Here is a 26,913-nt window from a genome sequence, read left to right on the forward strand (position 1 = left end):
TGGAGAGTTTTCATTTTAAAATATAGACGAGGAGTAATGAAAATGAAAAAATATAATTTAGCGGCTAATTATTCTAAAGAACTTTTAGAATTAATTAATGAAGATATAGATATAGTCGACAGTATTAAAATCTCTGAATTTAACAGTGAGGATTATATAAAGGATTATGAAGAGTTAAGAAAAAAGAAAAAAATATTTATTCATGGGTTAACAGAAAACTTAAATCCAGGAAAAGAATTTTTTCAAGATTCAATAAATTTAACTAAATTAAAGAAGTATATAGAACTGACAGATACAAAGTATTTATCTGCTCATCTTCAATGTGTGACTAATTATGGAGAAGAAGGGAATAGAGATATTTTTTTCAGCAGATGTATTGATGATGTAAAGTATATAAAAAGCGCTATAGGATTCCCTATGCATTTAGAAAACACACATTTTTATTTTCCTAGAGAAGGAAAAAGTCAAAATTCAAAATTTGTTTGTAAGGGTGAATTTATTAAAGAAGTATTATTAGAAACGGACTCAAAGTTTTTACTTGATATAGCTCATGCTCAAATAGCCGCATGGCATTTAAATATGAATACTGTGGAGTATTTAAATACATTGCCATTAGAGAAAGTTGAAGAGATTCATATTGTTGGACCAAGTATGATTAATGAGGAATTAAGGGACAAGCATGGAGAGATAGATGAGGAAGGATATGAACTATTAAATTATGTACTGAAAAATTCATCAGCATCTACAGTAACCTTAGAGTATGGTGGAGTGGGAGAAGCCTTTACGCATAGATCTGATAAAAAAGTTTTAAAAAGGCAATTAATTAGACTTAGAGAGATTTTGAGAAATAATGAGGGATAGTATGATGAATGAATATTCAAAGGAATGGTTTGATATATTTTTAAATGAAAGCAATCAACCTTACACAAAGAATGAAGTAGAATTTTTAGTAAGGCAATTACCACAGAGTAAATATAAAGAAATATTAGATATAGGCTGCGGGATTGGAAGACACTCCAATTTATTGGGAGAATTAGGATATAAGATTATTGGGTTAGATAGAGATAAGAAAGCTCTAGTGAAGGCTAGGAAATATGGAAATGAAAACACAACGTATATTGAAAAGGATATGAGAGAATTAAATTCCCTAGAAGGAAGTTTTGATGGAATCATAAATCTTTGGCATAGCTTTGGATATTTTGATGAGAAAACCAATGAAAATATTATAAGAGAAATAAGTAGTTTACTAAGAGAGTCAGGAATTTTTATAGTGGATATCTACAATAAAGAATATTTCAATGATCATATAGGAGAAAGAACATTTATAAAAAATGGAATAGAAATTTATGAAAAAATAGAAAAGGAAGAAAATAGATTCAATATTGAGCTTAGCTACAATTCTGGTAAAAGGGGAAGAGATATTTTTCAATGGACACTATACACAAGAGATGAGTTTATAGCTATGTGTAAAAAGTTTGGGTTAGAATTTGTATTAGCTTGTGAATGGTGCGATGAAGAGAGGCTTGTTAATAAGGAATCTGTAAGAATGCAACTTGTTTTTAAAAAAAGAGTCTAAAAATATATTATAAGGAGATTGAGAATTAAGATGATAGCAAAAGATTTATATAAAAGGTTAGAAGATGATTTTATAACTATAGATATGAAGGATGTATGGGCTAAATTCATGAGAGAAGTAGAAGAATATCTTAGTGAAAACTTCAAAAAACGAAGCATGGGAGTAGTATGTGATTTTGCTCAGGACATAAATAAAGTATACACTGCAGTATTTCCAACAAAGGAAGTATTGCAGAAAATTATAGATGACAATGTAGAAGATGCAATGGTATTTCTTCATCATCCTTCAAATTGGGATATAAGAAATGCTTCAAGTGCATTTTATCAAATGGATAAAAATCAACTTGAGGAACTAAAAGAGAGAAGAATATCTATATATAACCTTCATGTTCCCTTAGACAATTACAGTAAATACTCAACTAGCAATACTTTAGCTGAAGTTTTAGAGATTAAAGTTGAAGAACCGTTTGCTTATCATAATGGAGCGTTAAATGGAGTTATTGGCATGGCTTCATGTAGAGATATAATGGAACTAAATGAAAGGTTTTCTAAAGTCTTAGGACATGAAACTAAGAGTTATATATATGGAGATAAGGAGATAAAAGGTGGGAAGGTAGCCATAGTTGCTGGTGGAGGAAATGATATTATTTTTCTTAAGGAAATGTTAGCTAAGGATGTTAAGGTTTTGATTACTGGTATATCAACTAACAGTGAAAGATATAGAGAAGTTCATGAATTTGAGCGTGAAAATAATATCTGTGTGTTAGGTGGAACTCATTATTCTACGGAGAAGTTTGCATGCATGAAGATGTGTGATTATTTTAAAGAACTTGGATTACCTTCAATATTTATTGAAGGAGAACCGATTTTAGAGGATATGTAAGAGGTAAGGGAGTATTTTTATGAGGGAGATAAAAAATAAAAACCTATATAATGCAATTGCAGCAGTACTATTGCCAGTATTAGGTTATATTATGATGATGTATGGTCAGTTAACATTTTTTATGACTAATAGTAAAAGGTCAATTATAATTGTTATATTAATGTATATTATTTACTGTATAATTGTAATCTTATTTTTAAGAAAGAGCAGTAGTAAAATTTCACTAATTCTTGTTGTAATTTTTACTGCAACCACAATTAAAGAATATTTAAAATTACCAGGAGAATATATATCACAAATTTTAAGTGGTCCAGTGATAATATCTGAAATATTATTTCCTATGATCATGTCATTCATTATATTGATCTTAAACATTCTAATTTTAATATATGGACTTTATAAAATTCTTGAGAAGGTTGAAAAGAAACAAAATTAAATTTAAAGAAGACGTAAGGATTTTTTTAAAAGTCACAAGGAGAATAAAGATGATAAAGCTAAAACTAATGGAAAGAGAAGACTTAGAAAAGGTATTATTATGGAATAAAGACAAGGATGAGGACTACCTATTACAATGGGCTGGACCACTATATAGTTATCCATTAACGATTTTACAGTTAGAAGATAGTCTTAAGGCTGCTAATAAGGAAGTCTCGGAGTCTTATATATATAAGATAATTTCAAAGGAGAGCAATGAAATTGTTGGTACCATTGAATTAAAAGTGATAGGAGAAAAAATAGGAAGAGTTTGTAGATTTCTAATTGATGAACAATATAGGGGAAGTGGAAGAGGAACTGAGGCTATAGAAGAGGTATTAAGCATTGGTTTTGAGAAGTTAGGATTTGATAAAATAACTCTAGGGGTATTTGATTTTAATGAAGGAGCTATTAAATGCTATGAGAAAGTAGGATTTGTTAAAGAGGAGTTTAAAGAAAATGCTAGAAAGTCATCCAAGGGATATTGGAATTTATACAATATGGGGATTTCAAAAACTAAGTGGTTAGAGAGAACTAGCAAATAGATATGGCAGATTAAATAGATAATAACTAAATATTTTTGTTTTGTAGGAGGGGTGGATTTGACATTACCAAAGGTTAATCAGTTTTTAAGAGAAGTACAATTATGTAGGAATAAGATTTCTGATTTTAATGAGTATCCCTTTTCTTTAGAGGTGGTAAGAAATTTATATGAGTTACAATTTCACCCTAAGGTAACTTTCATTGTGGGGGAAAATGGAACTGGAAAATCTACCATACTTGAAGCAATAGCAGTAGCTTATGGCCTTAATCCAGAGGGAGGTACAAGAAATTTTACCTTTTCTACTATGAATACTCATTCAAACTTAAATGAATATCTAAGATTAATAAAGGGTATTAAAAGACCAGAGGATAGTTTTTTTCTAAGAGCAGAAAGCTTTTATAATGTGGCAAGTAATATAGAGGAGCTTGATAGAGAAGGTATGGGACCTAGGATTATAGATTCTTATGGCGGGCGTTCGCTTCATGCTCAGTCCCATGGAGAAAGCTTTTTTTCAGTAATATTACATAAATTTAAGGGTAGAAGCCTATATATTTTAGATGAGCCTGAAGCTGCATTATCTCCAGCGCGTCAGATGGCTATGATTTCTAGAATACATGAACTGGTAAACGAAAATTCTCAATTTATAATAGCCACTCACTCACCAATTCTTATGGCTTATCCAGACTCAATAATATATGAGATAAAGGATGGATTAAATATAGTTAAATATAAAGAAACTGAGCATTATTTATTGATGAGAGATTTTATTAATAAACCAGAAAAAATGCTTCAGATACTGATGGAATAGTCTTAAATATTCTACGCATTAAATGAATCTTATATATGAATTAATCTATTTTAGTATCACTTTATTTATGCCATTCATATAAATAAAGTAAGGTTATTATACATAAGGTTAATAACAATTTTTTAGATAACAAGTAATATAGCTATATTATTTGTTATCTAAAAAACTTTTGGGGGTAGAGTATGAATAATAAAAAGATCTGTTTTATAACCTGTGTAAATGATGACTTACTTTATAACCACTGTTTAAATTATATAAATAAGTTAAATGTACCATATGGATATGAATTAGAAATATTACCTTTAGAAAAATCCTCTAGTATCACAAATGCTTATAATAAAGCCATTAATTTAAGCCATGCAAAATATAAAATATATTTACATCAAGATACCTATATAATTAATGAAAACTTTATAAAAGATATATTAGAAATATTTGAAAGTAATTTGGACATAGGTATGCTAGGGGTTGTGGGTTGTAAAGCATTATCTATGGATGGAATATGGTGGAATTCACCTAGTACTGTAGGAAAAGTAATAGAAATTCATACAGGAATTCTTGGATTGCTTCAGTTTAGCGAGGTAGAAAATATTGAATATGTGGATTCTATAGATGGATTAATAATGATTACTCAATATGATATTAAGTGGAGAGAGGATTTGTTTGATGGATGGCATTTTTATGATACATCTCAGTGTATGGAGTTTAAAAGAAAAGGATATAAAGTAGGAGTCCCAAAGCAATTCTATCCCTGGTGTATACATGATTGTGGAATAGTTGACACATCAAACAGATATGAAGAATATAGAAATGTATTTTTAAAGGAATACTTAAAATATTGCTAGGTAAGGATTTAAAATAAACACTTTTATTTGTTGTAGTATACATCTATATATTTATAACGATAACTATAAATATATTTCAATTAATTGAGAAAGATAAGGTAATGAGGCACTTGCTGTTTGAATTCAGGAAGTGCTTTATTGTGCTTAAGTTTAGATAGAAAATTATTTACTTTTGCTCCATAAATGAATTATTACAAATTTGTTATAATTCCTTATACCTTAGAGTAATAAAGGGGCATTATTATATAAGTATAGTAACACATAGGAGGGATATATATGGTAGTTATAAAAACTGAAGAGTTAAGTAAAATATATGGTAAACAGCACAATAAGGTTATAGCCTTAGATAAGGTTAGTATAGAAGTTGAAAAGGGAGAATTTGTAGCGGTAATAGGAGCTAGTGGTTCTGGAAAGAGTACATTGCTTCACCAAATAGGAGGGGTAGATAGGCCAACCTCAGGCAAGGTTATCATCGATAATGAGGATATATATAAACTAAATGAAAGTAATCTTGCTGTGTTTAGAAGGAGAAAAATAGGCTTTGTATTTCAATCCTTTAATCTAATACCGGTTTTATCAGTGGAAGAAAATATTAAAATGCCAGTGCTTTTAGATTATAAAAAGGTAGACGAGGAATATTTTAGAGATTTAGTAAAGACCATTGGAATTGATGACAGATTAAATCATCTTCCCTCTGAGCTTTCAGGAGGACAAATGCAAAGGGTTGCCATAGCTAGAGCATTGATTAATAAACCAGCAATTATACTAGCAGATGAACCTACAGGAAATCTTGATAGTGAAACCTCAAAGGAGATAATTGAGCTTCTTAAGTATTCCGTTAGGAAGTACAATCAAACAGCTATAATTATTACCCATGACTTAAACATTGCAGAAAACGCAGATAGAATAATTAAAATTAAAGATGGTAAAGTGGTGAAATAGGAGGGAGAGTTATGAGAAGTTACAGTGAAATATCTACAAGATACATGAAAGAAAATAGAAAAAGAACTACCCTAACCATAATGGGAATAGCTCTTGCTACTATATTAATATTTGCCATCGGAACCTTTTTATTAAGCTTTAAAGATTCTATGCTTCAAAATCTCCTAAGGACAGGAGGAGAGTATGAATTCAAAATTAATGATATAGACTCAACTGAAGTAGAGAAGCTTATCAATAATGCAGAAATTAAAAGTAATGCCATTTTAATAGGAGAGGCGAAAGAATATAAAACTAAAGCCACTGGGACAGAGGCATGGGTTTATATAGGAGATAAAAATTATTATGAAAAAATATATACTAATAAAATAATAGAAGGTGTTAAACCAGCTAAGGAGAAAGAGATTATAATTGATACATATACCAGAAATTCATTGAAGGTCAAGGTGGGAGAGAAAATTATCCTAGAAGATAAAAATGGACAAGAGGATATATTTAAAGTAGTGGGAGTAACAGAACCACAAGGATATTTTGGTGGATATAATATATACGCCTACTTTGATAGTAGCAAGCTTAATAGTGATAGCAATTATAGTGTTTATATTAATTTAAACTCGAAGAAGGATAAGCAGGAGATAATAAATAAGGTTTTAGCTGATTCCAATATAGAATTAAAAGAAGATACAAAGTCAGATAATAGTCAAGTATTATACTTAACGGGTAATGGAGGAAATGAATATGTAAGTACCGGTATAATGAATATAGCTATATTTGTTATAGCTATAATAATAATCTGCACAATTACTGTTATATATAATTCCTTCAATATATCTGTAATAGAGAGAACAAAATACTTTGGGATACTTAAAGCAGTAGGTACAACTCCAAGGCAAATAAAAACCATCATATATAAAGAAGGATATTTAATGGAGCTTATTGCTTTACCAATAGGATGTATTATAGGCTTTTTATCTCTTAAATATGGAATACAGATATTTATTGGGAATAGTATAATGACCATGGAGAATTTCAAGGTAGGCTTCTATCCAAGTATTATCTTAGTCACAGCAGTTATAGTTAGCATAACCATATATATATCCTTATTAGGGCCAGCAAGGAAGGCAAAAAAGGTATCAGCAGTTGATGCCATGAGAAATAAAAATGATATAAAGCTTGGGAAGATTAAGAAGAGAAAAGGAACTATCATAACTAAAATCTTTGGAATAGAAGGAAGCATTGCCTATAAAAATATTAGAAGAACCCCATTTAGATTTATAATAACTGTAATAGCCTTAATAATTTCTGTTACAATGTTTAATGTGTTTTATGGTTTTATGGATTATGCAAAACAGACAGTTATGCAACAATTTCTATATTCTGAATTTGATGGTCAACTCACTAATATAGATACAAATAAGACCTTTTCAAAGGAAGAATTAAGTGAAATAGCAACTCAAAATCCTAAGGGAACTATGTATCAGTACTATCTAAGGGATGAGAGTATAAAACTTCCTACAAAATATATTAATAGTGATTATGAAGAAAAAACAGGCAACTCAAGTGATAATAATAGATTTGAAGAATTAGGATATACAGATATAAGAGGAAATGGATATTATATAGGAGGAACTAAGGAATTAAAGCTAGTAGAAAAATATATAATAGAGGGAAAGTTTGATGAAGAGGCTTTAAAAAATGGAGGAGTAATCCTAGTTGATGGTACTAAAATCACTACAGAGAATGGAAAAAAAGAAATTGTAAGACGTACAACCTATAAGGTAGGGGACACCATAAAAATTCCTAAGGTTAAGAGGGAAGAGGGAAGTGAAATCCTTTCAGAGCCAAGTGAAGAAAAAATAGAAGAGGCTATAAAAAATAATCAATTTTATGAATTACCTATTATAGCAATAGCAGATAGAGAACCTATAATGGGACAATATGGAAACAATAAAATAAATCTTTTAATCCATGAGGAAGCATATAAAAAGGATATGGGAGAATTTGCTCCAAATACAATTTTCTTTAGCTTTAATGGGGATACTAAAGCTAGGGAAAAGGCCATTGAATATTTTCAAGGTATAAGTACTACTGAAAATTATAAGTATATGGATTTGGGTGATAGTTTAAAAGAGGTTGAAGATTTATATAAACAAGTACAGTTCTTTGTATACTGTTTTATAATTGTAATTTCTATAATATCCATTGTAAATATATTTAATACTATATCAACCAACCTACTTCTAAGAAAAAAAGAATTTTCAACCCTTAAGGCTATAGGTATGACTGAAAAGCAACTTAAAAGAAGTGTGCTTCTTGAGGGAACTTTATATGGGATAATAGCAGCTATAATAGGAGGTATACTATCAGCACTTCTTTTAGCTCTTATGATTAAAGCAGGAGGAGGAGTTGCAGATGTGAAATATAATTTTGCAGCAATACCATTTATTCTTTCAATTATCTGTGCTATAGGAGTAACTTATATCTCAACTTTAGTACCACTTAGAAGATTAAAAAATCTTACAATAGTAGAAGGTATTAGCGATGATGAATAGACCATAGAGAAATAGTTTTAAATATTAGTTAGGTAGTATATAATATAACTAAATAGGGATAAACGATTATGCAGGCTCAGTTGGAATTTTGCTTTTAAATATCCAACTGAGCCTTTAAAATATTGTGGAGGAAATATGAAGATATTATTAGTTGAAGATGATATTACTCTTGCTATGGGTATTGAGTACTCACTTAAGAACGAAGGTTTTGAAATAGCTCATGGGAAGAATCTAAAAGAAGCTAGAATTCTTCTAAAGGAAGATAATATAAATATGATTTTATTAGATGTGACCTTACCAGATGGTAATGGATATGATTTTTGTAAGGAAATTAGAAAGGAAGCAGATATTCCAATAATTTTTCTAACAGCTTGTGATGAAGAGGTTAATATAGTCTTAGGGCTAGATATGGGAGCAGATGATTATTTAACTAAGCCTGTTAGAGTACGAGAATTAATTGCAAGAATCAATGCAGTTACAAGAAGACGTGGAGTAGAAAAAAAGGGGAATGAAAAACAGAAAATTACCTATAGGGATTTGACTATATATCCTTTGAAATTTGAGATTTATAAAGATGAAGAAAAAATAATATTAACCTCTGTTGAATACAAGCTCTTACTTTTACTACTTGAAAACATGGGAGATGTGCTTACAAGAAAGCAGCTACTAGAAAAACTCTGGGATATTGAAGGTGACTTTATTGAAGAGAAGACCTTGACCGTATATATTAATAGATTGAGAGAAAAGCTTAGAGAAGAAAAGAAGGCACCTTATATTGAAACTGTAAGGGGAATTGGATATAGATGGATAAGTCAAAATTGCTAAATATAAAAAGATTTTACAGGAATCCTGAAGTTAAAAAAATTACAGTGAAATTTATAATTATTCTACTAGTTGGAATAATTACTATTTTTGCAGCATCATCTTTTATAATTAAAAGAGTTAATAAGCTAATGATAAATCGAAATGCAGTGATTTTATCTAATATATTAGATAAAAAAGATACCTTAAGCATAATAAAAGATTTTTATAAGGTAAGAGATAAAGAAGAAATAGAGAGAGCTAAGGATATGTTAAAAAGCTATGGCTATGACGAAAATATGTCTATGGAAAGTAATGAAATAGGAGCCTATATGGGCAAGGAAATCCTTACTATATTTATTCCAATGGGTGTATTTTATCTAGTAATATTATATCTTTTGTTCTTAAAGGAGCTTAGAGGTATATATATAAAAATGGATGAGATTGTAACAAAAACAGAAGCCATGTCTAGTGGAAAGTATAAGCATGTTGAAGGAGACTTTGATGAAGGTGAAATGGCACTTCTTATTTCATCTCTAAATTATATGGGAGATAGGGTGAATAATTCCATTGAGCTTCTCAAAGCGGAAAAGGAATATTTAAAGGATTTCTTATCTGATATTTCTCATCAGTTAAAGACTCCTCTAGCATCATTAATTATGTTTAATGATCTATTAAAGGAAAATGAAAATATGCCCTATGAGGATAGAATAAAGTTTTTAGATAAATGTGAAGAACAGCTTGAAAGAATGGAATGGTTAATAATGAATCTTTTAAAGGTTGGAAGACTAGAGGCTGGAGCAGTTAACTTTGAAAAGGAATATGAGCCACTAAGAGACACTATAGATATAGCAGTATCTTCATTAATTCAAAAAGTGAAAAAGAAGAACCAGCAGTTAATAATTTATGGGGATTTGGATATAGCTGTAAACCATGATAAACATTGGCTAGCTGAGGCCATATCCAACATATTGAAAAATGCCATTGAACATACACCCTATGGAGGGAAAATAGAAATAGGTGTAGAAAGAGGAGCACTTATAACTAAAATAAATATTGTGGATAATGGAAAGGGAATGTCAGAAGATGTTCAGCAGAAGGTATTTAAAAGATTTTATAAGGGAGAAAATAGTGTAAATCCAAAGAGTATAGGTATTGGACTTTCTCTATCTAAAAGCATTATAGAAAAACAAGGGGGAGAAATTAAGCTAAGAAGTAAAGAGGGAGAGGGAACTACCTTTGTTATTAGCTTTATAGATTCTTTAAAAGAATAAGATATAATATATTTATAATAAGAGTGTAAATAGTTTTTAAAGAAGTTACTATGAATTAATATAGTATGGTGTAGAACCATAAAGTAAAGAGTAATGATATGGAGGACAAAATATTGGGGATGAAAGTTGAGCATTTAAACTCCATGTATAGGAATAAATGGTGGAATTCTAGCAGTGAGTTAAAACTAAAGAATCAACCTAGTACCTATTGGGAAAAAAGAAAAAATGAAAAAAAGTTTAATACACTTATAGATAATATTATAAATCATATAGAAAACTTTCCTCAGGATGTAAATGCAAGAGTAAAGTGGAAGGAGATAGGTAATAAATATCTGGACAACATAATTTTAAAAGAAGATACTTTCAAGCTGGGAATTTTAGATAAGGAAATGAAAGCTCAATTTTTTAAGAGTACCAATGATTTTATAAAGGCGTGTAAGAGTTTTGATAAGAGCTTAAACTATGAAGATATAGGTCAAGCAATGAGAAATGTTTGGATAGTGAATATATTTCAAAAGGTAGTAGGAGAGGAAATTAAATTTACTGATGCTATATTTGGATATAGTATGCTATATCCCTATACAGATAATTATTTAGACGATATAGGGATAACTAAGGAGGAAAAAAAAGAATTTAATAATAGATTTACTCAAAGACTTAAAGGAAATGGTATAAAGGCTATAAATCCTCATGAAGATAAGGTATACAATCTAGTTGACTATATAGAATCAGTGTTCCAAAGAGAGAAATATCCTATGCTATATGATAGCTTACTACTTATACATCAGGGGCAAATTAAAAGTCTTACTCAACAAGATGAAGTAACAATACCCTACGAGAGGGATATTTTGGAAATATCTATTGAGAAGGGTGGAGCTTCTGTGCTTGCTGATGGTTATCTTATTAGAGGGACCTTAACTGAAGAAGAGGAAGATTTTGCTTATGGATATGGATTTTTGCTTCAACTTTGTGATGACCTTCAGGATGTAAAGAGTGATTTAGAAAATAATCATATGACAGTGATGTCACATCTAGCGACAAAATACCCATTAGATGTGATGACTAATAAGTTAATAAATTTAACCATAGATGTGGTTGACAATGCACGGTGTTTTAAAGATAAAAATAGCAGTGAGTTAAGAAAGCTCATAAAGGATAATTGTATAAATATGATATTATTTGCTATAGCTGATAATGAGGATTACTTCTCAAAGGCTTATATTGAAGAAATATCTAAAATATTACCTTTTAGAATGAGCTATATTAAAGAGCTAAAAAAGAGCCTGAATAAAAAGTTTAAGAAATTAACTACTATTTATGAAGAAGAGGAATTAGAGAAAATATTGTTATATCTAATAGAATAATAAATTAAAAGATTCCTAAGTGGAATCTTTTAATTTTGGGCTCCAATTTAAGATTTTGATTATAATAGGTTACATATTACATCTTTAAACTTAGCATAAAAAAGTTTATAATTGACATGGGTTAAATAATTATTATTAATTAATATTTCTTAAAAACGTTTAAATTTTTAGAACTGGAGGAATCATGGAGAATAATAAATATTTAGATATCATAGGAAAAAATCCTATAATTATAAAGTCAATTTCAAATCCTACTGAAGAAATGAAACTTTTAGCAGTTAAAAAAAATGGGTCCATGCTTCAATATATAGATAATCCTACTGAAGAAATGCAGTGGGAGGCATTAAAAAGTGATGCTATGACCATAAGATTTATAAAATATCCTAGTTATGAAATGAAAAAATATGCCATAGAAAAAGGATGGAATAATTTAAGATATGTAGATAGCCTAAATGAAGAGCTTATAGGAATAGCTATAAGTCAGCGAGGATGGGCTATACAGTACGTAGATAATCCTAACTTGGAGATACAAAGGTTAGCTATAGATAGAGATTATGATGCTATTAAATATATAAACAATCCCTGTGAGGAAATACAAGAGAGAGCTGTAAATATAAGCTATGAAGCTCTTAGATATATAGATAATCCTAGTGAAAGAGTGGAGCTACTAGCAGTAAAACAAAATGAAGCTGCGATAAGTCTTATTTCTAATTTAACTGAGGAGAAAAAATTGAAACTTCTAAAGGGTAATCCACTAACTATGAAGTATTTTAATAATACCCTGCTTATAGACAAAGTAGAAGAAATCTTTAAGGAAGTAATGGGTAGAGAAGAAGTAGAGGAGCAGTACATTAGAAATTTTATAAATTCTGAAAGTATAGGAATAAAACAAGGAAATATATCTATGGATAAGATTTTATTTATATATAATTATGGAAGTAAAAAGGCTAAAAAAATAGCTGTTGATGAAAAATTGAAATATTAGGTATCTGAAGAAAAATAACTAGTTATTTTTTGGAGGATGCCTTAATGAAGGGAGAAAATTATGAACTTTAAAGATACGTTACTAGCAACAGAGTTGGTTATAGCTACTAAAGAAGTACCTTTAATCGTAGGAGAAAGTGGTATTGGTAAAACAGCATTAGCAAAGGAGTTATCAAGAAAAAATAATTGGAATCTAGTGGTTATAGATGGAAACCTTCTTAAGGAAGGAGAAATAGGTGGACTTCCTACTGTAGAGGATTATAAAGAATCAAAAAATAATAAAAGTAGTACATTAAAAAAGATAACTATATATGCAGTACATACAAAGCTACAGGAAATAGATAGCTTAATTCATAGTGGAAAAGAAGTTTTATTATTTATAGATGAAATTAATCGTTGTGAACACACTGTACAACAAGAGTTGATGAACTTAATACTCAATAGAGAGATAAATGGGTATAAGCTTCATGATGATGTTAAAATAATGGCAGCAATGAATCCTTCAAGTAAGTATGGAGAAGGTTTTGACTATCAAGTGGTAGATATGGATTCAGCTCAGGAGAATAGATTTGTATGGCTTTATATGGATAGTGAAGTTAAAGCATGGATAAGTTGGGCAAAAGGATATGGAATTGAAGAAAAGGTTATGGAGTTTATTTCAACCTTTCCGGAATATTTACATGACAGAGATAATGAAGATCATGCAAAGGCCACTCCAAGGAGTTATGAGAGGGTATCTAAGTGTTATAAATTATACAAAGATAGCCAGGGGTCTATACCTAAGAGAGTGTTTCTAGAAATAATAAAAGGAAATTTAGGAAAGAAGATAGCACAAGAATTTCTTGGCTTTATTGAAGAAAATAATGCTCCTCTTATTACTTACGAAGAAATATTTGAGATAGAAGATATTTCAATAGAGCTAGCTAGTACTATAAAGGTAGAAACACATACACGCCTATACTTAATTGGGAAAAATGTACTTCATAGACTAGAGAATATGGATATTGAAGAAAAGAATATACAAAGATTAGTAGAACTTCTAGAATTATACCCTATAGATTTAAGATTAGGTATTATGCAAGAAATTAAGGAATACTATGAGAAGTTGTATCAGGAATGTTTAGAAGAAGAGAAGTTTTTAGAGTTATACTTTAAGGCCTATAAAGACATTAAGGAGTAATTGTGTTATGGGAAAGAACTTTGAGGAAACAAGAGAAGACCTCTATAAAAGGATATACCATATATATTCAACTCAAGAGTTAACTTCAGACTTTGAGAGAGATTTTATAAATCTTGTTAATAAGGTTAATTTTTACTTGATACAGGAAAAAGATAGTTTCTATGGTCATTTTCTTTTAAAAATGGAGAGAAAAATAAAATATGATATATCAACACCTACAGCAAGTAACTTTAAAAACTCAAAATATATAATATATTTTAATCCAATGATATTTTTAGGACTTACCCTAGAACAGATGGGGGATAGCATTAAGCATGAAATACATCATATTCTAGCTCTTCATTTAATTAGAGCTAAAGAGCTTAAGGGTAAAGTAAGCCCCTTAGCTATCAATATGGCTATGGATATAGTGGTAAATCAACATTTAGAATACTTACCAGCTTATGCAACTACCTTACCTTGGGTGAATATAAAATATAAATTAGATATGAAGCCCTTCAATAGTTTTGAGTATTATGCACACCATATTCAGAGCAAATTAGACTTGCTTGGAGAAGGAACAGTGGAAGAAGATAAAGAGAATAATGAAGAATTTGCTAAGGAATTTAGCCCTCTTAAAACCCATGACATGTGGGAAAAGTCAGAGGATATTGAAGATAAGACTTTAAAGGAATTTACCTTGAAGTTTGCTATGGAAGCCTTAAAGGGAGATAACTCCCCTCATATAGAAGGTTTTATTAAAGATTTAAAAGAAGATCAAGGAGAGATTCCATGGAATCTATATTTAAAAAAGCTTATGGGAACCCTAGAAGGAGATAGAAAGAAAACTATAACTAGAAGAAATAGAAGACAACCTAATAGATTAGATTTAAGAGGAGAATTGAGGGGACATACAGCTCATATTACACTGGCTCTAGATATCAGTGCTAGTATAAGCAATGAAGAATTTGAGCAAGCCTTAAAAGAAGTTTTAAATATAGTGAAGAACTATAAGCATGAAATAACAGTTATAGAGTGTGATAGTGATATAAAAAGCATATATAAGATAAAAAATTCTAAGGATTTAAGAGAAAGAAGTCATTCTAATGGTGGAACTAAATTTTCTCCAGTGTTTGAACACGTGAATAAAACAAATACAAATATATTGATCTATTTTACCGATGGAGAGGGAGAAAAAAGGCTAGAGGTAGTTCCAAAGGGATATAAAACTCTATGGATAATATCAGGACATGGACAGAAACTTTCCTTACAGAAACCCTTTGGCATAATAAAAAAGCTTAAAGCTGTGGAAATTAAGGATGATAATATAGATATGGAGGATGTAAGGTCCGATGGATGGTCTATGAATCATCAGCAACCAGATCTTTAATGGATGACCTAAAATTAAGGATGTTTTGTTAAGAACAATGTTTATAGCATAGAAATAATGGAAGCTATTTTTTAGCTTCCATTTCTATTATTTCTCCACAAATAATAACTCTTTCATTATCAGGACATTTCATTTCAAATTTTTTATCTTTGGATTTATTTTATTCTCATCAAAATCTTCATCTATATCAAAGTAGAGTAGATTGTCTATTCCTAGCCTTTTATAATATTCAACCTTTTGATTATAATACTTTCTTGTTAAATCAGCACAGGAAGGTATATATGCAAGCCTAGGATTTTTTTTATTTAATAGATTTAATAACTCCTCGTCGAGGTTATCACTTTTACCAATAATTTGATCACTAAAAAACATTAGTTTTTTCATAAAGCCTCCATGTAGCTAAAAGGGTTAAAGTATGGTAGCCCTTCTATAGTTTTAATTTTTATGAATTATATATTTACTGTATATTAAAAATTCCTGTACTATCAGATATTAATTTGAAAGTTATACTATACCACATAGTAAAAGGTTGATTTAAAGTAGTATAGGATACTTCAATATTAGTAGCATTATCCTTTGATTTTTTAAAATCACTAATGGAATTAATCATAGTTTTGATTCAGCTTTTTTTTGATTTCTGAGATATTCTCAGCGATGTATGAGATTACCATTAAGAGAAAAAATACTGTTGTACCTATTAAGAGTGTCTTAATGAATAGCAAAAAATCACTTGTGGCTGACAATAAAATACCTGAATTTATTATACTGAAAGCTAATATGATACAGGAAATTATTCTTAAGCCGTTAATATATGTTTCTTCTTTATTGTATTCTATATATTTACTTGAAGTATTTTTATTTTGTATTGCTAAATCATAGCACTCTGAACATAAGTATTTGCCATGATAATTGGTTCCACCATCAAAAAATGAGGTTTTTTTATTGCAATGTGAACAGTTTTTACTCATAGAAAATCGTCTCCTCATCTAACAAATATTCTTTTATACCTTTCCACAAATATCCCTTTGCCAATGATTCCACAGAATCCAATTTATCCATATCTATAATTTGCTTTTCAATAACATTAAAATTATATCCTTGTTTAATGACGATAAATTTATTAACACTGGGCGTTAAAGCTTTTTGAGGGCAGCCATAAATACACTTTAAACATAGTACACAGCTATCATTAAACTTAGGAACTCCATTAGATAATGAAATGTTAGTTCTTGGACAGGATTTTTCACACCATCCACAGCTATTGCAACTTTTAGTAACCTTTATCTTTCTACCAAAGGATTTTGAGCCATATTTTTCAAATTCACCAATATAAGAGAAGAATCTATTTAAAAAATTAGGAGTTGTTCTGCGAGGAACACCAGACAGCATATCATTAATCATTTTCTCAACTTTATTAGGAAGTATTTTAAGCAATCTTATAGCTAGTCCATCAACAGTAGGAATAATCCAATTAGAGGGCATAACTATCATATTTTCATAGACAACGTTAAAACCTTTCTTCTCTAATCTCTTAATACAATGTAGCCTACAGGCAGTATTGGGAGTGATTTCTCCTCCTCCTGATACAGAGATTACTGCTGCAGATACTTTATCTACTTTGGAGATAGCATCTACATATTCATAAATAGGTTCAGGGGCATTACAGGCATGAACGGGATATATAACTATAAGTAGATCTTCACCATCACTAGTTATAGAATTCCTATTATTGAGTTCATGAACAACTACAATTTTACCTTTTGATTCTAAGGTTTCTTTAAAAACGTTAACAACTTTAGTTGTACTGCCTGTACCGGAAAAAAATACAATTTTAATGTTCTTAATATGGATATGTGAATCCATTACCCTTCACCACCTATTTTAATATATAGAAATAATAAATAATAAGATATGTTGAAACTTTCACTATTTTATTAATTGCAACATATGATCTAAGTCTATTTTACACCTGTCCATGAGTGTAACTTTATTATTCAAAATATCATTCATTAATTTATCAGCAACACTACAAGCTAAATGATACTGTTCTTTGGTGATTACTTTTTTGTTCAGTGCTTCATCTAGTTCATCTTTGTCTAACAAATATATTTCTAAAGAGGGTAATATAACAATATCTAAATATAAGTCATCATAATAAGGTACGCCATTATCATCTATGCCATTTTCATAGGTAATGTCAAAATACCATTGAACTATTTTATTATTTGCATCAAAAAATGCAGTCAGAGTATAATTTTCATCTAATGGCATATATTGAAGCATACTATAATCATTATCAATAATAGAAATATGGCTGTCTTCATACGTAATTACACAAGGATTTGTTACTTTATTTATTTTAAATAGGGATATATAACCTTTAAAACTATTATCAGTTAGCTTAGAAACTATAAAATCTCTATCTATAATTCTTTTCAAATAAGTTCTATCTGTGGATTTTCTTTTCATTTCAACCCTCCGAAATATAAATTAGAGGCTAACAAGTCTTATTTTTACTATTTGATTATTTTTTCAAGCACATTGGTTACTAAAGGGCTCAATCTTTCTTCGATATCCTTCCAGTCATATTCGTGTATTGGGAAAATCGAATTTTTAACTTTCTTAACACTTTTTACTGGAAAGATTATTCCATTAGGATATTCATTATTTACTCCAATAATATTCATCTCAATAGGATAGGATAAAGCGTTCCAAATAGAATCTAGAATAGGACCTTTATAGTATTTTATTATCTCTTCAGTACCACCACCATGTCCTATAATTCCTACAGGGTTGCCAAATAAAGGAGAGCGATAATTTTCCTCATTGAATCTCTTTAAAAAGGTTAACTGCTCAATTTTTTCAAGGACCATGGAGAGCTTTGATGGTATGGGTGCATAATGGGGAGAAACAATGAATAGTGCATCTGGAGTAATAAGTTTGTGATAGATTTCATTAAACTCCGCATCATAAATACAGCGTTCACTATTAAAACAACTTCCACATCCAATACAGGGCTTAAGTTCATAATTAGCAAGAGAAATAATTTCCACATCTAGGTTATTAGGAATATTTGAGCTAATTATCTTTTGGATGGGCCTGCAGGTTTTCAAAGAAGTACTATTTTCACCGGCATGTTTAATATTTGAAGCAGATATACAAACAATAAGCATATTTTATCTCCTTAGATTATATATAAATTAGCTACAGTGAATTAAAGTATTAGCTAGATTTCTATCCAATATCTTTGTACGATGTTACCATTATCCTCCATAAGTTCGTTTTCAAGGATTCCACCATTTGAAAGGATAGTTTTTGCTGAAGGAATATTATCCTTGTTACAAGTTACAAGAACTGGCCCTATACCCATATCTCTACACTTATCAAGAGCCATTTTTAGCATTATCGTTGCATAGCCTTTTCTTCTTTCACTAGGACGGACACCATAACCTATATGGCCCCCAAATTTGAGTAGCTCTTCATTCAAGGAATGTCTTATACAAATTGATCCTAATATTTTATTTTGATTATTTACTAAGAAATATGTGTCTGAAGGTGCAAGATGGGATGGACAGGTTTCACTAGTTTTGTAACTTTCTAAATCTTTCAATAAGCTTATGTAATCTCTTCCTCTTGGCCGTATGGATCCAGGAGATATACGCTCACCTTTTTCTTCACATTCTAATAGCATTTCATTATATCCATGTTTATGTTCCATTGAAGGAACTGCTAAATAAATTTTTCCCAAATTTAAAACACAACCTTTCCTATGGTACTTTACTGTGGAGTTTATATATTCGGTGGAATATATTTACATTATAGCACAAATGAGTTTTATATAAATAATACTTATGAAGAAGAAAGTTTAAAAATCAGTATTAATGGGATATAATAACATATATAAATAATTGTTATGAAATTTCGAAGTTAGGAGGATAAATATGTCTAATAAAAATATGGGCAATGAAGAAATAGTTGAAATTATAAAGAATTATCTTATCAATAAAGATAACATAAATAGTGTTTATATCTTTGGATCTTTTGGGACAGAAGATTTTAATGGAGATAGTGACATAGACATAGCCATACTTCCTAAAGATAAAATGACTTATCCTGAAATCTTAATTTTAAACTCAGACCTTGAAGATATGATAAAAATATCAGTAGATTTAAATGACTTAAATGTATTACCCGAATATATTCAAGTGCAAGTTATTATGAGAAATTATCTATTGTTTTGTAAAGATTATATTATTGAGCAAGCTTATTTAGATAAATTAAATCATTGGGTGAAAACTGAATTTCCATTTTGGAAAAAAATCATGTCAGTTTAAATAGGGGGAAATATGAGAAAAATAAATTTAGCAAGGCTAAATGTTACTGTAAATAAATCAGAAAAATGTGTTAATGAACTTGAAGAATTTTATGATGTAATATCCTCAGGTCAATATGATGATAATTCTATTATAAGTCGCTCAATGGAACTTTCATTTAGGAGCTTATTTAATAGTTTTCAATCTTTAGTAGAGGATTATATTTCTTTAGTACTAAGAACAGCTAGTATAGATGTAAGCAAAAAATATTTTAGAGAATGTTTAGATTTAAGTGTTACACATAAATTTCTCTCTCAAGAATTTGTAAATATGTTTAAACCATCTATTAAATTAAGAAATGACATAGCACATGGATATGATATTCCAACCACGGGTATGTTATTGGAGTTCTATAGGGAAAATAAAGAGATGTATACTATATTCATAAAGGATATTTTAGAATTTAAAAGTGAACTTAATGGAGAAGAACTCTTTTAAACTTTTTATAAGTAAATAATAAATTTTAATATATAAGAGCAGTGAAAATTAACATATTTTGAATTTCTACTTTTATGTATTTTTAGAGAGAAAGGGTGATACGCATGAGTTGGATTAATGAAGTAAGAGCATATGTTCCTTGTAATGAACAAGAAGAAAAGGATAAAGAGGGAATTTTAAAATGTATTGAAACTCAAGATAACATTTTAACTAGAGATAATGAGTTAGCACATATAACAAGCTCTTCCTTTATAGTAAATAAAAAAAGAGATAAAGCTTTAATGATATATCACAATATATATAATTCATGGGCATGGACAGGTGGACACGCAGATGGAGAAGAAGATTTATTAGCAGTGGCAATTAGAGAGGCAAAAGAAGAAACAGGAATTAAAAATATACATCCTATATCTAAAGATATTGCTTCTCTAGATATATTATCTGTAGTTGGTCACGTTAAGAGAGGTAAATATGTATCTGCACATCTACATTTATCAGTTGCTTACTTATTAGAAGGAGACGATAGTGAAGAAGTCAAAATTAAACCAGATGAAAATAGCGGAGTTAAGTGGATTCCTATAAAAAAGATATTTAAACATAGCAGTGAACCAGAAATGCATAAGGTATATGAAAAACTTATTAATAAAATACATAAAGTAAAATAAAAAGGAAGGTAAAATTCAATTAAATGGAATTTTATATTCCTTCTTTTTATAGTATTTTCAAATACATTCTATTATTTAATTCTATAGTATTTTTCAGTATTGGAGAAGATATTATTAGTAAATAAGATGTATAATTTACTTGTTGTTTAAATTTTTTACATAAATTCAAATAGTTTATATTTATTGGGGGTAATTTCATGGCAATTGATACCTTAGAATGTAGAGTAAAGGATATTATGAGTAAAGATTTTATTGTATTAACCTTAAATGACTCATTAGAGTATGCTCTTTATAAAATGATACAATTTTATAAAGATGAGGTAATTATAGAGAATGAGGATGGAATTTTATTGGGAATACTTACGAGAAAGGACTTTGGAAAGCTAATGGTCAGTGAGTCTTTTTCTCTTAAAAAGAGTATTAAAGATTATATTAGCAGTAAAGTTATTACAATCAGTGCTGAGACTTCAGTGAGAGATGCTAGAAACTTAATGTTACAGCACAATATTGGTAGATTGCCTGTGATAGAAAATTCTAAAGTTATAGGTATTCTAACTAACAATAGTATAAGAGATAAATTTTATATAAGTATTGATCATATGTATGTTTTACAAAATAGCATTATTGATAATATGCAGGAGGCTGTATGTATATGTGATGCTAAAGGCATTGTAAACTATTGGAATAAAAGTTCAGAAAAGTTGTACAATATCAAAGCAGAAGACATCATTGGAAGATATATTGGAGAAGTTTTTCCCAATGCTATGATAACTAAAGTGTTAAATGATGGTAAATGCATACAGAATATAAAACATGAGCCCGTAAAAGGTAAATCGGTAATTCTAAGTGTGGTTCCCATATATAATTCAAATGGAGAGTTAATTACCACTGTATCTACGGATAGAGATATAACAGAGGTGGTAAATTTATCCAAACAACTTATTTATGAAAAGAAAAAAGTAGAGCTACTGAAAGATGCATATCAAAGAGAAATTGCTACTAATTATAATTTTTCTTCCATTATAGGAAAGAATAAAAAAATTATGGAGATAATAGCAATTTGTCAGAAAGTTGCTAGCACTACGGCTAGTATACTGATTACAGGAGAGAGCGGGACGGGAAAAGAGGTCTTTGCCAAAGCAATTCATGAAGCTAGTGGAAGACAAGGTCCTTTTGTAGCAGTAAATTGTAGTTCTATACCAGTACAGCTTTTGGAAAGTGAACTTTTTGGATATATAGAAGGAGCTTTTACTGGAGCTTCTAAGAAAGGAAAGATTGGAAAGTTTGAACTTGCTAATAATGGAACCCTATTTTTAGATGAAATTGGAGACATGCCCTTTGAGATGCAGGCGAAGCTTTTAAGAGTTTTACAGGATGGCATGGTATGTAGATTAGGTGGAGAAAAAGAAATAATAACTAATACTAGAATTATTGCAGCTACTAATAAAAATTTAAAGGAGCTTATAAAGCAAAGTTTATTTAGAGAAGATTTGTTTTATAGAATATCTGTAGTTCAATTAGAGCTTCCTCCATTAAGAGAAAGAAAAGAAGATATAAATGAGCTAATAAATTTATTTATTAATCAGATATCCAAGAAGGAGAATATAGAGATAAATTTAGTGGAAGAAAATATATATAATATACTTACTAATTATAAATGGGAAGGAAATATTAGAGAATTAAGAAATGTAATTCAAAAGATGGTTATTCTTTCGAATGATGGTGTAATATCTGAGAAATCAATTCCTCAGTACATGAAGGATTACGAAATAGAAAATACTGAAAATTCTGAAGAAAGCTATGACCTTCGAATTAATATAGAAAAATTAGAAAAGCGGATGATTATAGAAGCTATGAAGGTAGCAGGAGGAAATAAGCAAAAGGCAGCACAGATTTTAAATATTAAAAGGAGCACTTTATATTATAAATTGGCTCAATACAATCTATAGTATCAGTTTTTTGAAAAGCATGTCAAAAAACTGACACATTTTTATTTTATAAAATATACAAAATATTAACTGGGGCATGATTAATTTTATAAAGGTATATATCAAGTAATTCTTAGCTTCAGAGGAAGTTTGTACAAGAGAGATACTCGCTCTAACTGAGAGGGAGAAGAACTTATACCTATAGGTAACTTCTCAAGTAATGTATAAACACTCATGCACGTATTGTAAAATATGAAAGCAATAAGGTTAGTAGATATAGATAAAGAGTGTCAAAAATTTGACAAAAACTATATGGGAAATTTGGCAAGAATTATGTAAAAAATATTAATTTCTAAGAATATTATGAAATCAAATAGATAAATGGACATTTATCTATTAATACTAAAAGATTTCAATTTATAAAAAAATTGGCATAAAAATTGCTGAAAATATAATAGATATTAAAAACTAAAAATTAAAATGGAGGTGATTGTATGTCAAAGGCATATCGGTTCCCACTAAAGATGCATATAGGGGCACCAGCGATACCTATAGTGAAAGAAGGCCAAAATATAAAAAGAGGGGAATGTATTGCAGAGCCTAAAGGCTTGGGAGCAAAAATTCATTCCAGTGTTTTTGGTACTGTTAGTTCAATCACAGAAATTTACATAGAAATTTTAGCGGAGGATACTCAAACTGAAGATTATATAAAGATTAAAGAATGTAGAGACATTTGTGAAGCAGTATATGAAGCTGGAGTAGTTGGTAGTGGAGGAGCAGGATTTCCGACTTATGTTAAACTGCAAACTAAACTAGAGGATGGATATATAATAGCCAACTGTGTAGAATGTGAGCCTGCATTACATCACAACATAAAGCTATTAGAAGAAGTACCAGAGCTAGTAATAAGAGGTATAGAGTATGCAATGAAAGTAACAGGAGCAAAAAAAGCTTATGTGGCTATTAAAGAGAAAAATCAAAAAGCTATTAAGTCAATTGAAGCCTGTTTAAAAGATTTTACGGATATTGAAATTCATCCTCTTAAAGATATTTATCCTATGGGGGAAGAAAGAGCCATTATCCGCGATATATTTGGACAATGGTTAGAGCCTAATCAACTTCCTATAGAAGCAAAATCTGTAATTCTTAATGCTGAAACCCTATGTAATATTACAAAAGCTGTAGAAGAAAGAAAGCCAGTGATTGATAAGGATATTACGGTTATAGGAAATTTGGTTGGTGGAAATATGCCTCATGTGTGTATGCGTGTTCCTGTTGGTATGCCTATTAAAGAATTAATAGAGAGCTGTGGAGGCATTGATGGGAATTATGGAGAAATAGTTTTAGGAGGACCTTATACAGGAGTAGCAGTAAATTTAGAGGAGGAAGTAGTAACAAAGACTTCAGGTGGAGTAATAGTTACAATACCTCTTCCAGAGTATAGAGGAAATTTGGGACTATTGGTATGTGCCTGCGGTGCTGATGAAAATAGACTTAAGGATATAGGAAACAAGATGCATGCCAATATAGTTGGGGTAGCAGAGTGTAAAAACATCATAAGAAATAAGGGTGTGGCAAAATGTAAAACTCCAGGAGATTGTCCAGGACAGATAGCTGCTGTTTTAAAGCTTAAGAGCATGGGGGCAGAACGGATACTTATCTCTAATTGTTCTGACTGTTCTAATACAGTGATGAGTTGTGCTCCTAAACTTAATATTCCTGTATATCATCATACGGATCATATTTTTAGGACCATAGATTACAAGCTAACTAGAAGACTTAGTTTAGAAGAAGATGAAGGAGGAATTTAGTCATGTCAATGAATGATGAGTATGCATTGGAGATGAAAAATGAAGTAGCTGTAGTATGTTGTAGAACTGAAAAAGGAACAATTATATCTCCAGCTAATCTAGAAGACCCATTAATTTTTCCAGATATGCTAGAAACAGGACTTATGTTTATTCCAGATAATTGCTTGAAAATTAGAGAGGTATTAGGTAAAAGGTTAATTAAAACCATAGACTCATTAACTCCTATTACTCCAGATTTAATCGATGGATTATCTTCAACAAAGAGTGAGATTTCTATTTCACCACAAGCTAAGGCAGTACTAAAAGTCAATAAGAAATCAGAAGAGATAATAACTGATAAAGATTTAGAAAACCCAATGCACTTTGAAAAACTACAGGATTCTTTATTGATTAACCTTGATGAGGAAGTATTGACTGTGGAAAAGGTATTAGGACAAGTATTAAGAGAAGATACAAGTGCCTTAACTCCAATTACATCAAAACTATTAAAAAACTTTGAAAGCAAAGAAAAATCTTCTAATAGCGAATCTCAAATATTGAATACCACTAGTGGTGCTGTTTTAAAGATTAAAATTGCAGAAGGCAAAGGAATAGATATAGAAGTTCCATTAACAATTCATCAAATGGGATCCACTGAATTTCCAAAAGTAAAGGTAATAGAAAACTCCATTAAACCAGAGGAAAATTCAGACATGGTTGAAGCAAAAGAAATCCTTAAGATTGAGAATAAATTAGTTAGAACCTTATTAAAGAAGCATTTTGAAATTAATGAGGTCAGGTTTGGAGAGCAAACGAAGATTGAAGGAAAAACTTTATATATTAGAGAGAACATATGTGAAGATGCAGTAAAGATAACAGAACTGGTAACTGATATTAAAGTAGAAATTATTACTCCAGATAAATATAATACTTACTCTGAAACAATAATGGATGTGCAACCAATTGCAACCAAAGAAGGAGATTCTAAATTAGGAACTGGAATTACTAGAGTTATAGATGGAGTAATTGTTATGGTTACAGGTATCGATGAAGATGGAGTTCAGATTGGCGAATTTGGTTCTTCAGAAGGTATTCTTGAAGAGAACATAATGTGGGGAAGGCCAGGGGCTCCAGATAAAGGTGAAATATTTATTAAGACTCAAGTATCCATTGAGCGTGGAACTAATATGGAAAGACCAGGACCTCTTGCGGCTCATAAAGCTACTGATTATATAACTAATGAAATTAGAAATGCTCTTAAAATAGTGGATGAATCTTTAGTAGTAAGCAGTGAAAGATTAAACCAATACAGAAGAACTGGTAAGAAGAAGGTAGTTGTAGTAAAAGAAATAATGGGGCAAGGAGCTATGCATGACAACTTAATTCTTCCTGTAGAGCCTGTGGGAGTTTTAGGTGGAAAGCCAAATGTAGACCTTGGAAACCTACCTATAGTTCTTTCACCTCTTGAAGTTTTAGATGGTGGTGTCCATGCTTTAACCTGTATAGGTCCAGCATCAAAGGAGTGTTCAAGACACTACTGGAGAGAACCTTTAGTTATAGAAGCAATGAAAGATCCAGAAATTGACTTGTGTGGAGTTGTATTTATAGGTAGTCCTCAAATTAATAGTGAGAAGTTTTATGTTTCTGAAAGACTTGGTATGTTAGTTGAAACTATGGATGTAGATGGAGCAATAGTTACTACAGAAGGGTTCGGTAATAATCATATAGATTTTGCAAGTCATATAGAACAAATTGGTATGAGAGAAATACCTTGTGTAGGAATGAGTTTCTGCGCAGTTCAAGGAGCACTAGTAGTGGGTAATAAGTACATGAAGTATATGGTAGACAATAATAAATCAGAAGCTGGGATTGAAAATGAGGTATTGTCTTGTAACACCTTATGTGAGGAAGATGCTATAAGAGCACTAGGCATGCTTAAGACTGCTATGGCTGAAGAAGAAGTAAAAAGTGCTGAAAGAAAATGGAATGCTAATGTGAAAGAAAATAACCTAGAATTAATTGAAGCAGTAAGAGACTGTAAGATTATTAGGGTAGAAAATGAAAATTCCATACCTATGAGTGAAAAGAGACTAGAGAAATATTCAACTAAGTAGCTTATGCAATATA

27 protein-coding genes are annotated in these 26,913 nt (G+C 30.1%); 21 read left to right on the forward strand and 6 right to left on the reverse strand.

The window, feature by feature from the left end; translation table 11 throughout:
• Nucleotides 1-42: 42 nt before the first annotated feature.
• The 15 genes from ACI48Q_RS02370 to ACI48Q_RS02440 all read left to right on the forward strand — a co-directional run bounded on the left by ACI48Q_RS02370 (nucleotide 43) and on the right by ACI48Q_RS02440 (nucleotide 15,592).
• Nucleotides 43-861 (forward strand): multinuclear nonheme iron-dependent oxidase, encoded by an 819-nt coding sequence (locus ACI48Q_RS02370; RefSeq protein ID WP_474917436.1) that lies wholly within the window; start codon nucleotides 43-45, stop codon nucleotides 859-861.
• A gap of 1 nt (nucleotide 862) precedes the next feature.
• A complete protein-coding gene (locus tag ACI48Q_RS02375) occupies nucleotides 863-1,576 on the forward strand; it encodes a class I SAM-dependent methyltransferase (RefSeq protein ID WP_474917437.1) in 714 nt (237 codons plus the stop codon).
• A gap of 30 nt (nucleotides 1,577-1,606) precedes the next feature.
• Nucleotides 1,607-2,458, forward strand: coding sequence for a Nif3-like dinuclear metal center hexameric protein (locus ACI48Q_RS02380; RefSeq protein ID WP_474917438.1), 852 nt, complete (start codon nucleotides 1,607-1,609; stop codon nucleotides 2,456-2,458).
• A 19-nt stretch (nucleotides 2,459-2,477) separates the two neighbouring features.
• Nucleotides 2,478-2,894: a hypothetical protein gene (locus tag ACI48Q_RS02385; RefSeq protein WP_474917439.1), complete on the forward strand. Its 417-nt coding sequence runs from the start codon at nucleotides 2,478-2,480 to the stop codon at nucleotides 2,892-2,894.
• A 49-nt stretch (nucleotides 2,895-2,943) separates the two neighbouring features.
• Nucleotides 2,944-3,477 (forward strand): GNAT family N-acetyltransferase, encoded by a 534-nt coding sequence (locus ACI48Q_RS02390; RefSeq protein ID WP_474917440.1) that lies wholly within the window; start codon nucleotides 2,944-2,946, stop codon nucleotides 3,475-3,477.
• Between the two features lie 57 nt (nucleotides 3,478-3,534).
• On the forward strand, nucleotides 3,535-4,284 hold the full coding sequence (locus tag ACI48Q_RS02395) for an AAA family ATPase (protein WP_474917441.1): 750 nt from the start codon (nucleotides 3,535-3,537) through the stop codon (nucleotides 4,282-4,284).
• A gap of 182 nt (nucleotides 4,285-4,466) precedes the next feature.
• On the forward strand, nucleotides 4,467-5,129 hold the full coding sequence (locus tag ACI48Q_RS02400) for a glycosyltransferase family protein (protein ID WP_474917442.1): 663 nt from the start codon (nucleotides 4,467-4,469) through the stop codon (nucleotides 5,127-5,129).
• 276 nt (nucleotides 5,130-5,405) lie between these two features.
• Nucleotides 5,406-6,071, forward strand: coding sequence for an ABC transporter ATP-binding protein (locus ACI48Q_RS02405; protein WP_474917443.1), 666 nt, complete (start codon nucleotides 5,406-5,408; stop codon nucleotides 6,069-6,071).
• Nucleotides 6,072-6,082: 11 nt separating this feature from the next.
• A complete protein-coding gene (locus ACI48Q_RS02410) occupies nucleotides 6,083-8,620 on the forward strand; it encodes an FtsX-like permease family protein (protein ID WP_474917444.1) in 2,538 nt (845 codons plus the stop codon).
• 135 nt (nucleotides 8,621-8,755) lie between these two features.
• A complete protein-coding gene (locus ACI48Q_RS02415) occupies nucleotides 8,756-9,445 on the forward strand; it encodes a response regulator transcription factor (RefSeq protein WP_474917445.1) in 690 nt (229 codons plus the stop codon).
• Nucleotides 9,424-10,695, forward strand: coding sequence for a sensor histidine kinase (locus tag ACI48Q_RS02420; RefSeq protein ID WP_474917446.1), 1,272 nt, complete (start codon nucleotides 9,424-9,426; stop codon nucleotides 10,693-10,695). Before ACI48Q_RS02415 ends, ACI48Q_RS02420 begins: the two co-directional genes overlap by 22 nt.
• Nucleotides 10,696-10,814: 119 nt before the next feature.
• Nucleotides 10,815-12,059, forward strand: a complete 1,245-nt coding sequence (locus ACI48Q_RS02425; RefSeq protein WP_474918324.1) for a class 1 isoprenoid biosynthesis enzyme — start codon at nucleotides 10,815-10,817, stop codon at nucleotides 12,057-12,059.
• Nucleotides 12,060-12,243: 184 nt separating this feature from the next.
• Nucleotides 12,244-13,044, forward strand: coding sequence for a hypothetical protein (locus ACI48Q_RS02430; protein ID WP_474917447.1), 801 nt, complete (start codon nucleotides 12,244-12,246; stop codon nucleotides 13,042-13,044).
• Between the two features lie 60 nt (nucleotides 13,045-13,104).
• Complete coding sequence (locus tag ACI48Q_RS02435; RefSeq protein ID WP_474917448.1) at nucleotides 13,105-14,223, forward strand: AAA family ATPase; 1,119 nt, start codon at nucleotides 13,105-13,107, stop codon at nucleotides 14,221-14,223.
• Nucleotides 14,224-14,230: 7 nt separating this feature from the next.
• Nucleotides 14,231-15,592 (forward strand): vWA domain-containing protein, encoded by a 1,362-nt coding sequence (locus ACI48Q_RS02440; protein WP_474917449.1) that lies wholly within the window; start codon nucleotides 14,231-14,233, stop codon nucleotides 15,590-15,592.
• A 129-nt stretch (nucleotides 15,593-15,721) separates the two neighbouring features.
• Here ACI48Q_RS02440 and ACI48Q_RS02445 read toward each other — a convergent pair whose 3' ends face one another.
• The 6 genes from ACI48Q_RS02445 to ACI48Q_RS02470 form a co-directional block, all read right to left on the reverse strand.
• Complete coding sequence (locus ACI48Q_RS02445) at nucleotides 15,722-15,976, reverse strand: hypothetical protein (RefSeq protein ID WP_474917450.1); 255 nt, start codon at nucleotides 15,974-15,976, stop codon at nucleotides 15,722-15,724.
• Between the two features lie 218 nt (nucleotides 15,977-16,194).
• Nucleotides 16,195-16,560 carry a hypothetical protein gene (locus tag ACI48Q_RS02450; RefSeq protein WP_474917451.1) on the reverse strand — a complete coding sequence of 122 codons (366 nt, stop codon included), beginning with the start codon at nucleotides 16,558-16,560 and terminating at the stop codon, nucleotides 16,195-16,197.
• Complete coding sequence (locus ACI48Q_RS02455) at nucleotides 16,553-17,455, reverse strand: EFR1 family ferrodoxin (protein ID WP_474917452.1); 903 nt, start codon at nucleotides 17,453-17,455, stop codon at nucleotides 16,553-16,555. Before ACI48Q_RS02455 ends, ACI48Q_RS02450 begins: the two co-directional genes overlap by 8 nt.
• 63 nt (nucleotides 17,456-17,518) lie before the next feature.
• Nucleotides 17,519-18,061 (reverse strand): ribonuclease FAU-1 family protein, encoded by a 543-nt coding sequence (locus ACI48Q_RS02460; protein WP_474917453.1) that lies wholly within the window; start codon nucleotides 18,059-18,061, stop codon nucleotides 17,519-17,521.
• Between the two features lie 47 nt (nucleotides 18,062-18,108).
• Nucleotides 18,109-18,765 (reverse strand): NAD(P)H-dependent oxidoreductase, encoded by a 657-nt coding sequence (locus tag ACI48Q_RS02465; protein ID WP_474917454.1) that lies wholly within the window; start codon nucleotides 18,763-18,765, stop codon nucleotides 18,109-18,111.
• A gap of 53 nt (nucleotides 18,766-18,818) precedes the next feature.
• Complete coding sequence (locus tag ACI48Q_RS02470) at nucleotides 18,819-19,340, reverse strand: GNAT family N-acetyltransferase (protein WP_474917455.1); 522 nt, start codon at nucleotides 19,338-19,340, stop codon at nucleotides 18,819-18,821.
• 193 nt (nucleotides 19,341-19,533) lie between these two features.
• Between ACI48Q_RS02470 and mntA the strand changes: the two genes are divergently transcribed.
• The 6 genes from mntA (at nucleotide 19,534) to prdA (ending at nucleotide 26,900) form a co-directional block, all read left to right on the forward strand.
• Nucleotides 19,534-19,926, forward strand: coding sequence for a type VII toxin-antitoxin system MntA family adenylyltransferase antitoxin (gene mntA, locus ACI48Q_RS02475; protein ID WP_474917456.1), 393 nt, complete (start codon nucleotides 19,534-19,536; stop codon nucleotides 19,924-19,926).
• Nucleotides 19,927-19,938: 12 nt separating this feature from the next.
• Nucleotides 19,939-20,403 carry a hypothetical protein gene (locus ACI48Q_RS02480; RefSeq protein ID WP_474917457.1) on the forward strand — a complete coding sequence of 155 codons (465 nt, stop codon included), beginning with the start codon at nucleotides 19,939-19,941 and terminating at the stop codon, nucleotides 20,401-20,403.
• 104 nt (nucleotides 20,404-20,507) lie between these two features.
• A complete protein-coding gene (locus tag ACI48Q_RS02485) occupies nucleotides 20,508-21,068 on the forward strand; it encodes an NUDIX hydrolase (RefSeq protein ID WP_474917458.1) in 561 nt (186 codons plus the stop codon).
• Between the two features lie 197 nt (nucleotides 21,069-21,265).
• Nucleotides 21,266-23,017, forward strand: coding sequence for a sigma-54 dependent transcriptional regulator PrdR (prdR, locus tag ACI48Q_RS02490; RefSeq protein WP_474917459.1), 1,752 nt, complete (start codon nucleotides 21,266-21,268; stop codon nucleotides 23,015-23,017).
• Between the two features lie 473 nt (nucleotides 23,018-23,490).
• Nucleotides 23,491-24,807, forward strand: coding sequence for a proline reductase-associated electron transfer protein PrdC (gene prdC, locus ACI48Q_RS02495; RefSeq protein WP_474917460.1), 1,317 nt, complete (start codon nucleotides 23,491-23,493; stop codon nucleotides 24,805-24,807).
• Nucleotides 24,808-24,809: 2 nt separating this feature from the next.
• Entirely contained in the window at nucleotides 24,810-26,900 is a 2,091-nt protein-coding gene (prdA, locus tag ACI48Q_RS02500) for a D-proline reductase (dithiol) proprotein PrdA (RefSeq protein ID WP_474917461.1), read from the forward strand.
• Nucleotides 26,901-26,913 lie beyond the last annotated feature (13 nt).

This window comes from Clostridium sp. LXY-7 (genome assembly GCF_056172015.1).

What these genes read in the sequence shown, in the direction of transcription:
- ACI48Q_RS02370 (WP_474917436.1), top strand. Translation starts at nt 43, where the DNA reads ATGAAAAAATATAATTTAGCGGCTAATTATTCTAAAGAACTTTTAGAA.
- ACI48Q_RS02375 (WP_474917437.1), top strand. Translation starts at nt 863, where the DNA reads ATGATGAATGAATATTCAAAGGAATGGTTTGATATATTTTTAAATGAA.
- ACI48Q_RS02380 (WP_474917438.1), top strand. Translation starts at nt 1,607, where the DNA reads ATGATAGCAAAAGATTTATATAAAAGGTTAGAAGATGATTTTATAACT.
- ACI48Q_RS02385 (WP_474917439.1), top strand. Translation starts at nt 2,478, where the DNA reads ATGAGGGAGATAAAAAATAAAAACCTATATAATGCAATTGCAGCAGTA.
- ACI48Q_RS02390 (WP_474917440.1), top strand. Translation starts at nt 2,944, where the DNA reads ATGATAAAGCTAAAACTAATGGAAAGAGAAGACTTAGAAAAGGTATTA.
- ACI48Q_RS02400 (WP_474917442.1), top strand. Translation starts at nt 4,467, where the DNA reads ATGAATAATAAAAAGATCTGTTTTATAACCTGTGTAAATGATGACTTA.
- ACI48Q_RS02405 (WP_474917443.1), top strand. Translation starts at nt 5,406, where the DNA reads ATGGTAGTTATAAAAACTGAAGAGTTAAGTAAAATATATGGTAAACAG.
- ACI48Q_RS02410 (WP_474917444.1), top strand. Translation starts at nt 6,083, where the DNA reads ATGAGAAGTTACAGTGAAATATCTACAAGATACATGAAAGAAAATAGA.
- ACI48Q_RS02415 (WP_474917445.1), top strand. Translation starts at nt 8,756, where the DNA reads ATGAAGATATTATTAGTTGAAGATGATATTACTCTTGCTATGGGTATT.
- ACI48Q_RS02420 (WP_474917446.1), top strand. Translation starts at nt 9,424, where the DNA reads ATGGATAAGTCAAAATTGCTAAATATAAAAAGATTTTACAGGAATCCT.
- ACI48Q_RS02425 (WP_474918324.1), top strand. Translation starts at nt 10,815, where the DNA reads ATGAAAGTTGAGCATTTAAACTCCATGTATAGGAATAAATGGTGGAAT.
- ACI48Q_RS02430 (WP_474917447.1), top strand. Translation starts at nt 12,244, where the DNA reads ATGGAGAATAATAAATATTTAGATATCATAGGAAAAAATCCTATAATT.
- ACI48Q_RS02435 (WP_474917448.1), top strand. Translation starts at nt 13,105, where the DNA reads ATGAACTTTAAAGATACGTTACTAGCAACAGAGTTGGTTATAGCTACT.
- ACI48Q_RS02440 (WP_474917449.1), top strand. Translation starts at nt 14,231, where the DNA reads ATGGGAAAGAACTTTGAGGAAACAAGAGAAGACCTCTATAAAAGGATA.
- ACI48Q_RS02445 (WP_474917450.1), bottom strand. Translation starts at nt 15,976, where the DNA reads ATGAAAAAACTAATGTTTTTTAGTGATCAAATTATTGGTAAAAGTGAT.
- ACI48Q_RS02450 (WP_474917451.1), bottom strand. Translation starts at nt 16,560, where the DNA reads ATGAGTAAAAACTGTTCACATTGCAATAAAAAAACCTCATTTTTTGAT.
- ACI48Q_RS02455 (WP_474917452.1), bottom strand. Translation starts at nt 17,455, where the DNA reads ATGGATTCACATATCCATATTAAGAACATTAAAATTGTATTTTTTTCC.
- ACI48Q_RS02460 (WP_474917453.1), bottom strand. Translation starts at nt 18,061, where the DNA reads ATGAAAAGAAAATCCACAGATAGAACTTATTTGAAAAGAATTATAGAT.
- ACI48Q_RS02465 (WP_474917454.1), bottom strand. Translation starts at nt 18,765, where the DNA reads ATGCTTATTGTTTGTATATCTGCTTCAAATATTAAACATGCCGGTGAA.
- mntA (WP_474917456.1), top strand. Translation starts at nt 19,534, where the DNA reads ATGTCTAATAAAAATATGGGCAATGAAGAAATAGTTGAAATTATAAAG.
- ACI48Q_RS02480 (WP_474917457.1), top strand. Translation starts at nt 19,939, where the DNA reads ATGAGAAAAATAAATTTAGCAAGGCTAAATGTTACTGTAAATAAATCA.
- ACI48Q_RS02485 (WP_474917458.1), top strand. Translation starts at nt 20,508, where the DNA reads ATGAGTTGGATTAATGAAGTAAGAGCATATGTTCCTTGTAATGAACAA.
- prdR (WP_474917459.1), top strand. Translation starts at nt 21,266, where the DNA reads ATGGCAATTGATACCTTAGAATGTAGAGTAAAGGATATTATGAGTAAA.
- prdC (WP_474917460.1), top strand. Translation starts at nt 23,491, where the DNA reads ATGTCAAAGGCATATCGGTTCCCACTAAAGATGCATATAGGGGCACCA.
- prdA (WP_474917461.1), top strand. Translation starts at nt 24,810, where the DNA reads ATGTCAATGAATGATGAGTATGCATTGGAGATGAAAAATGAAGTAGCT.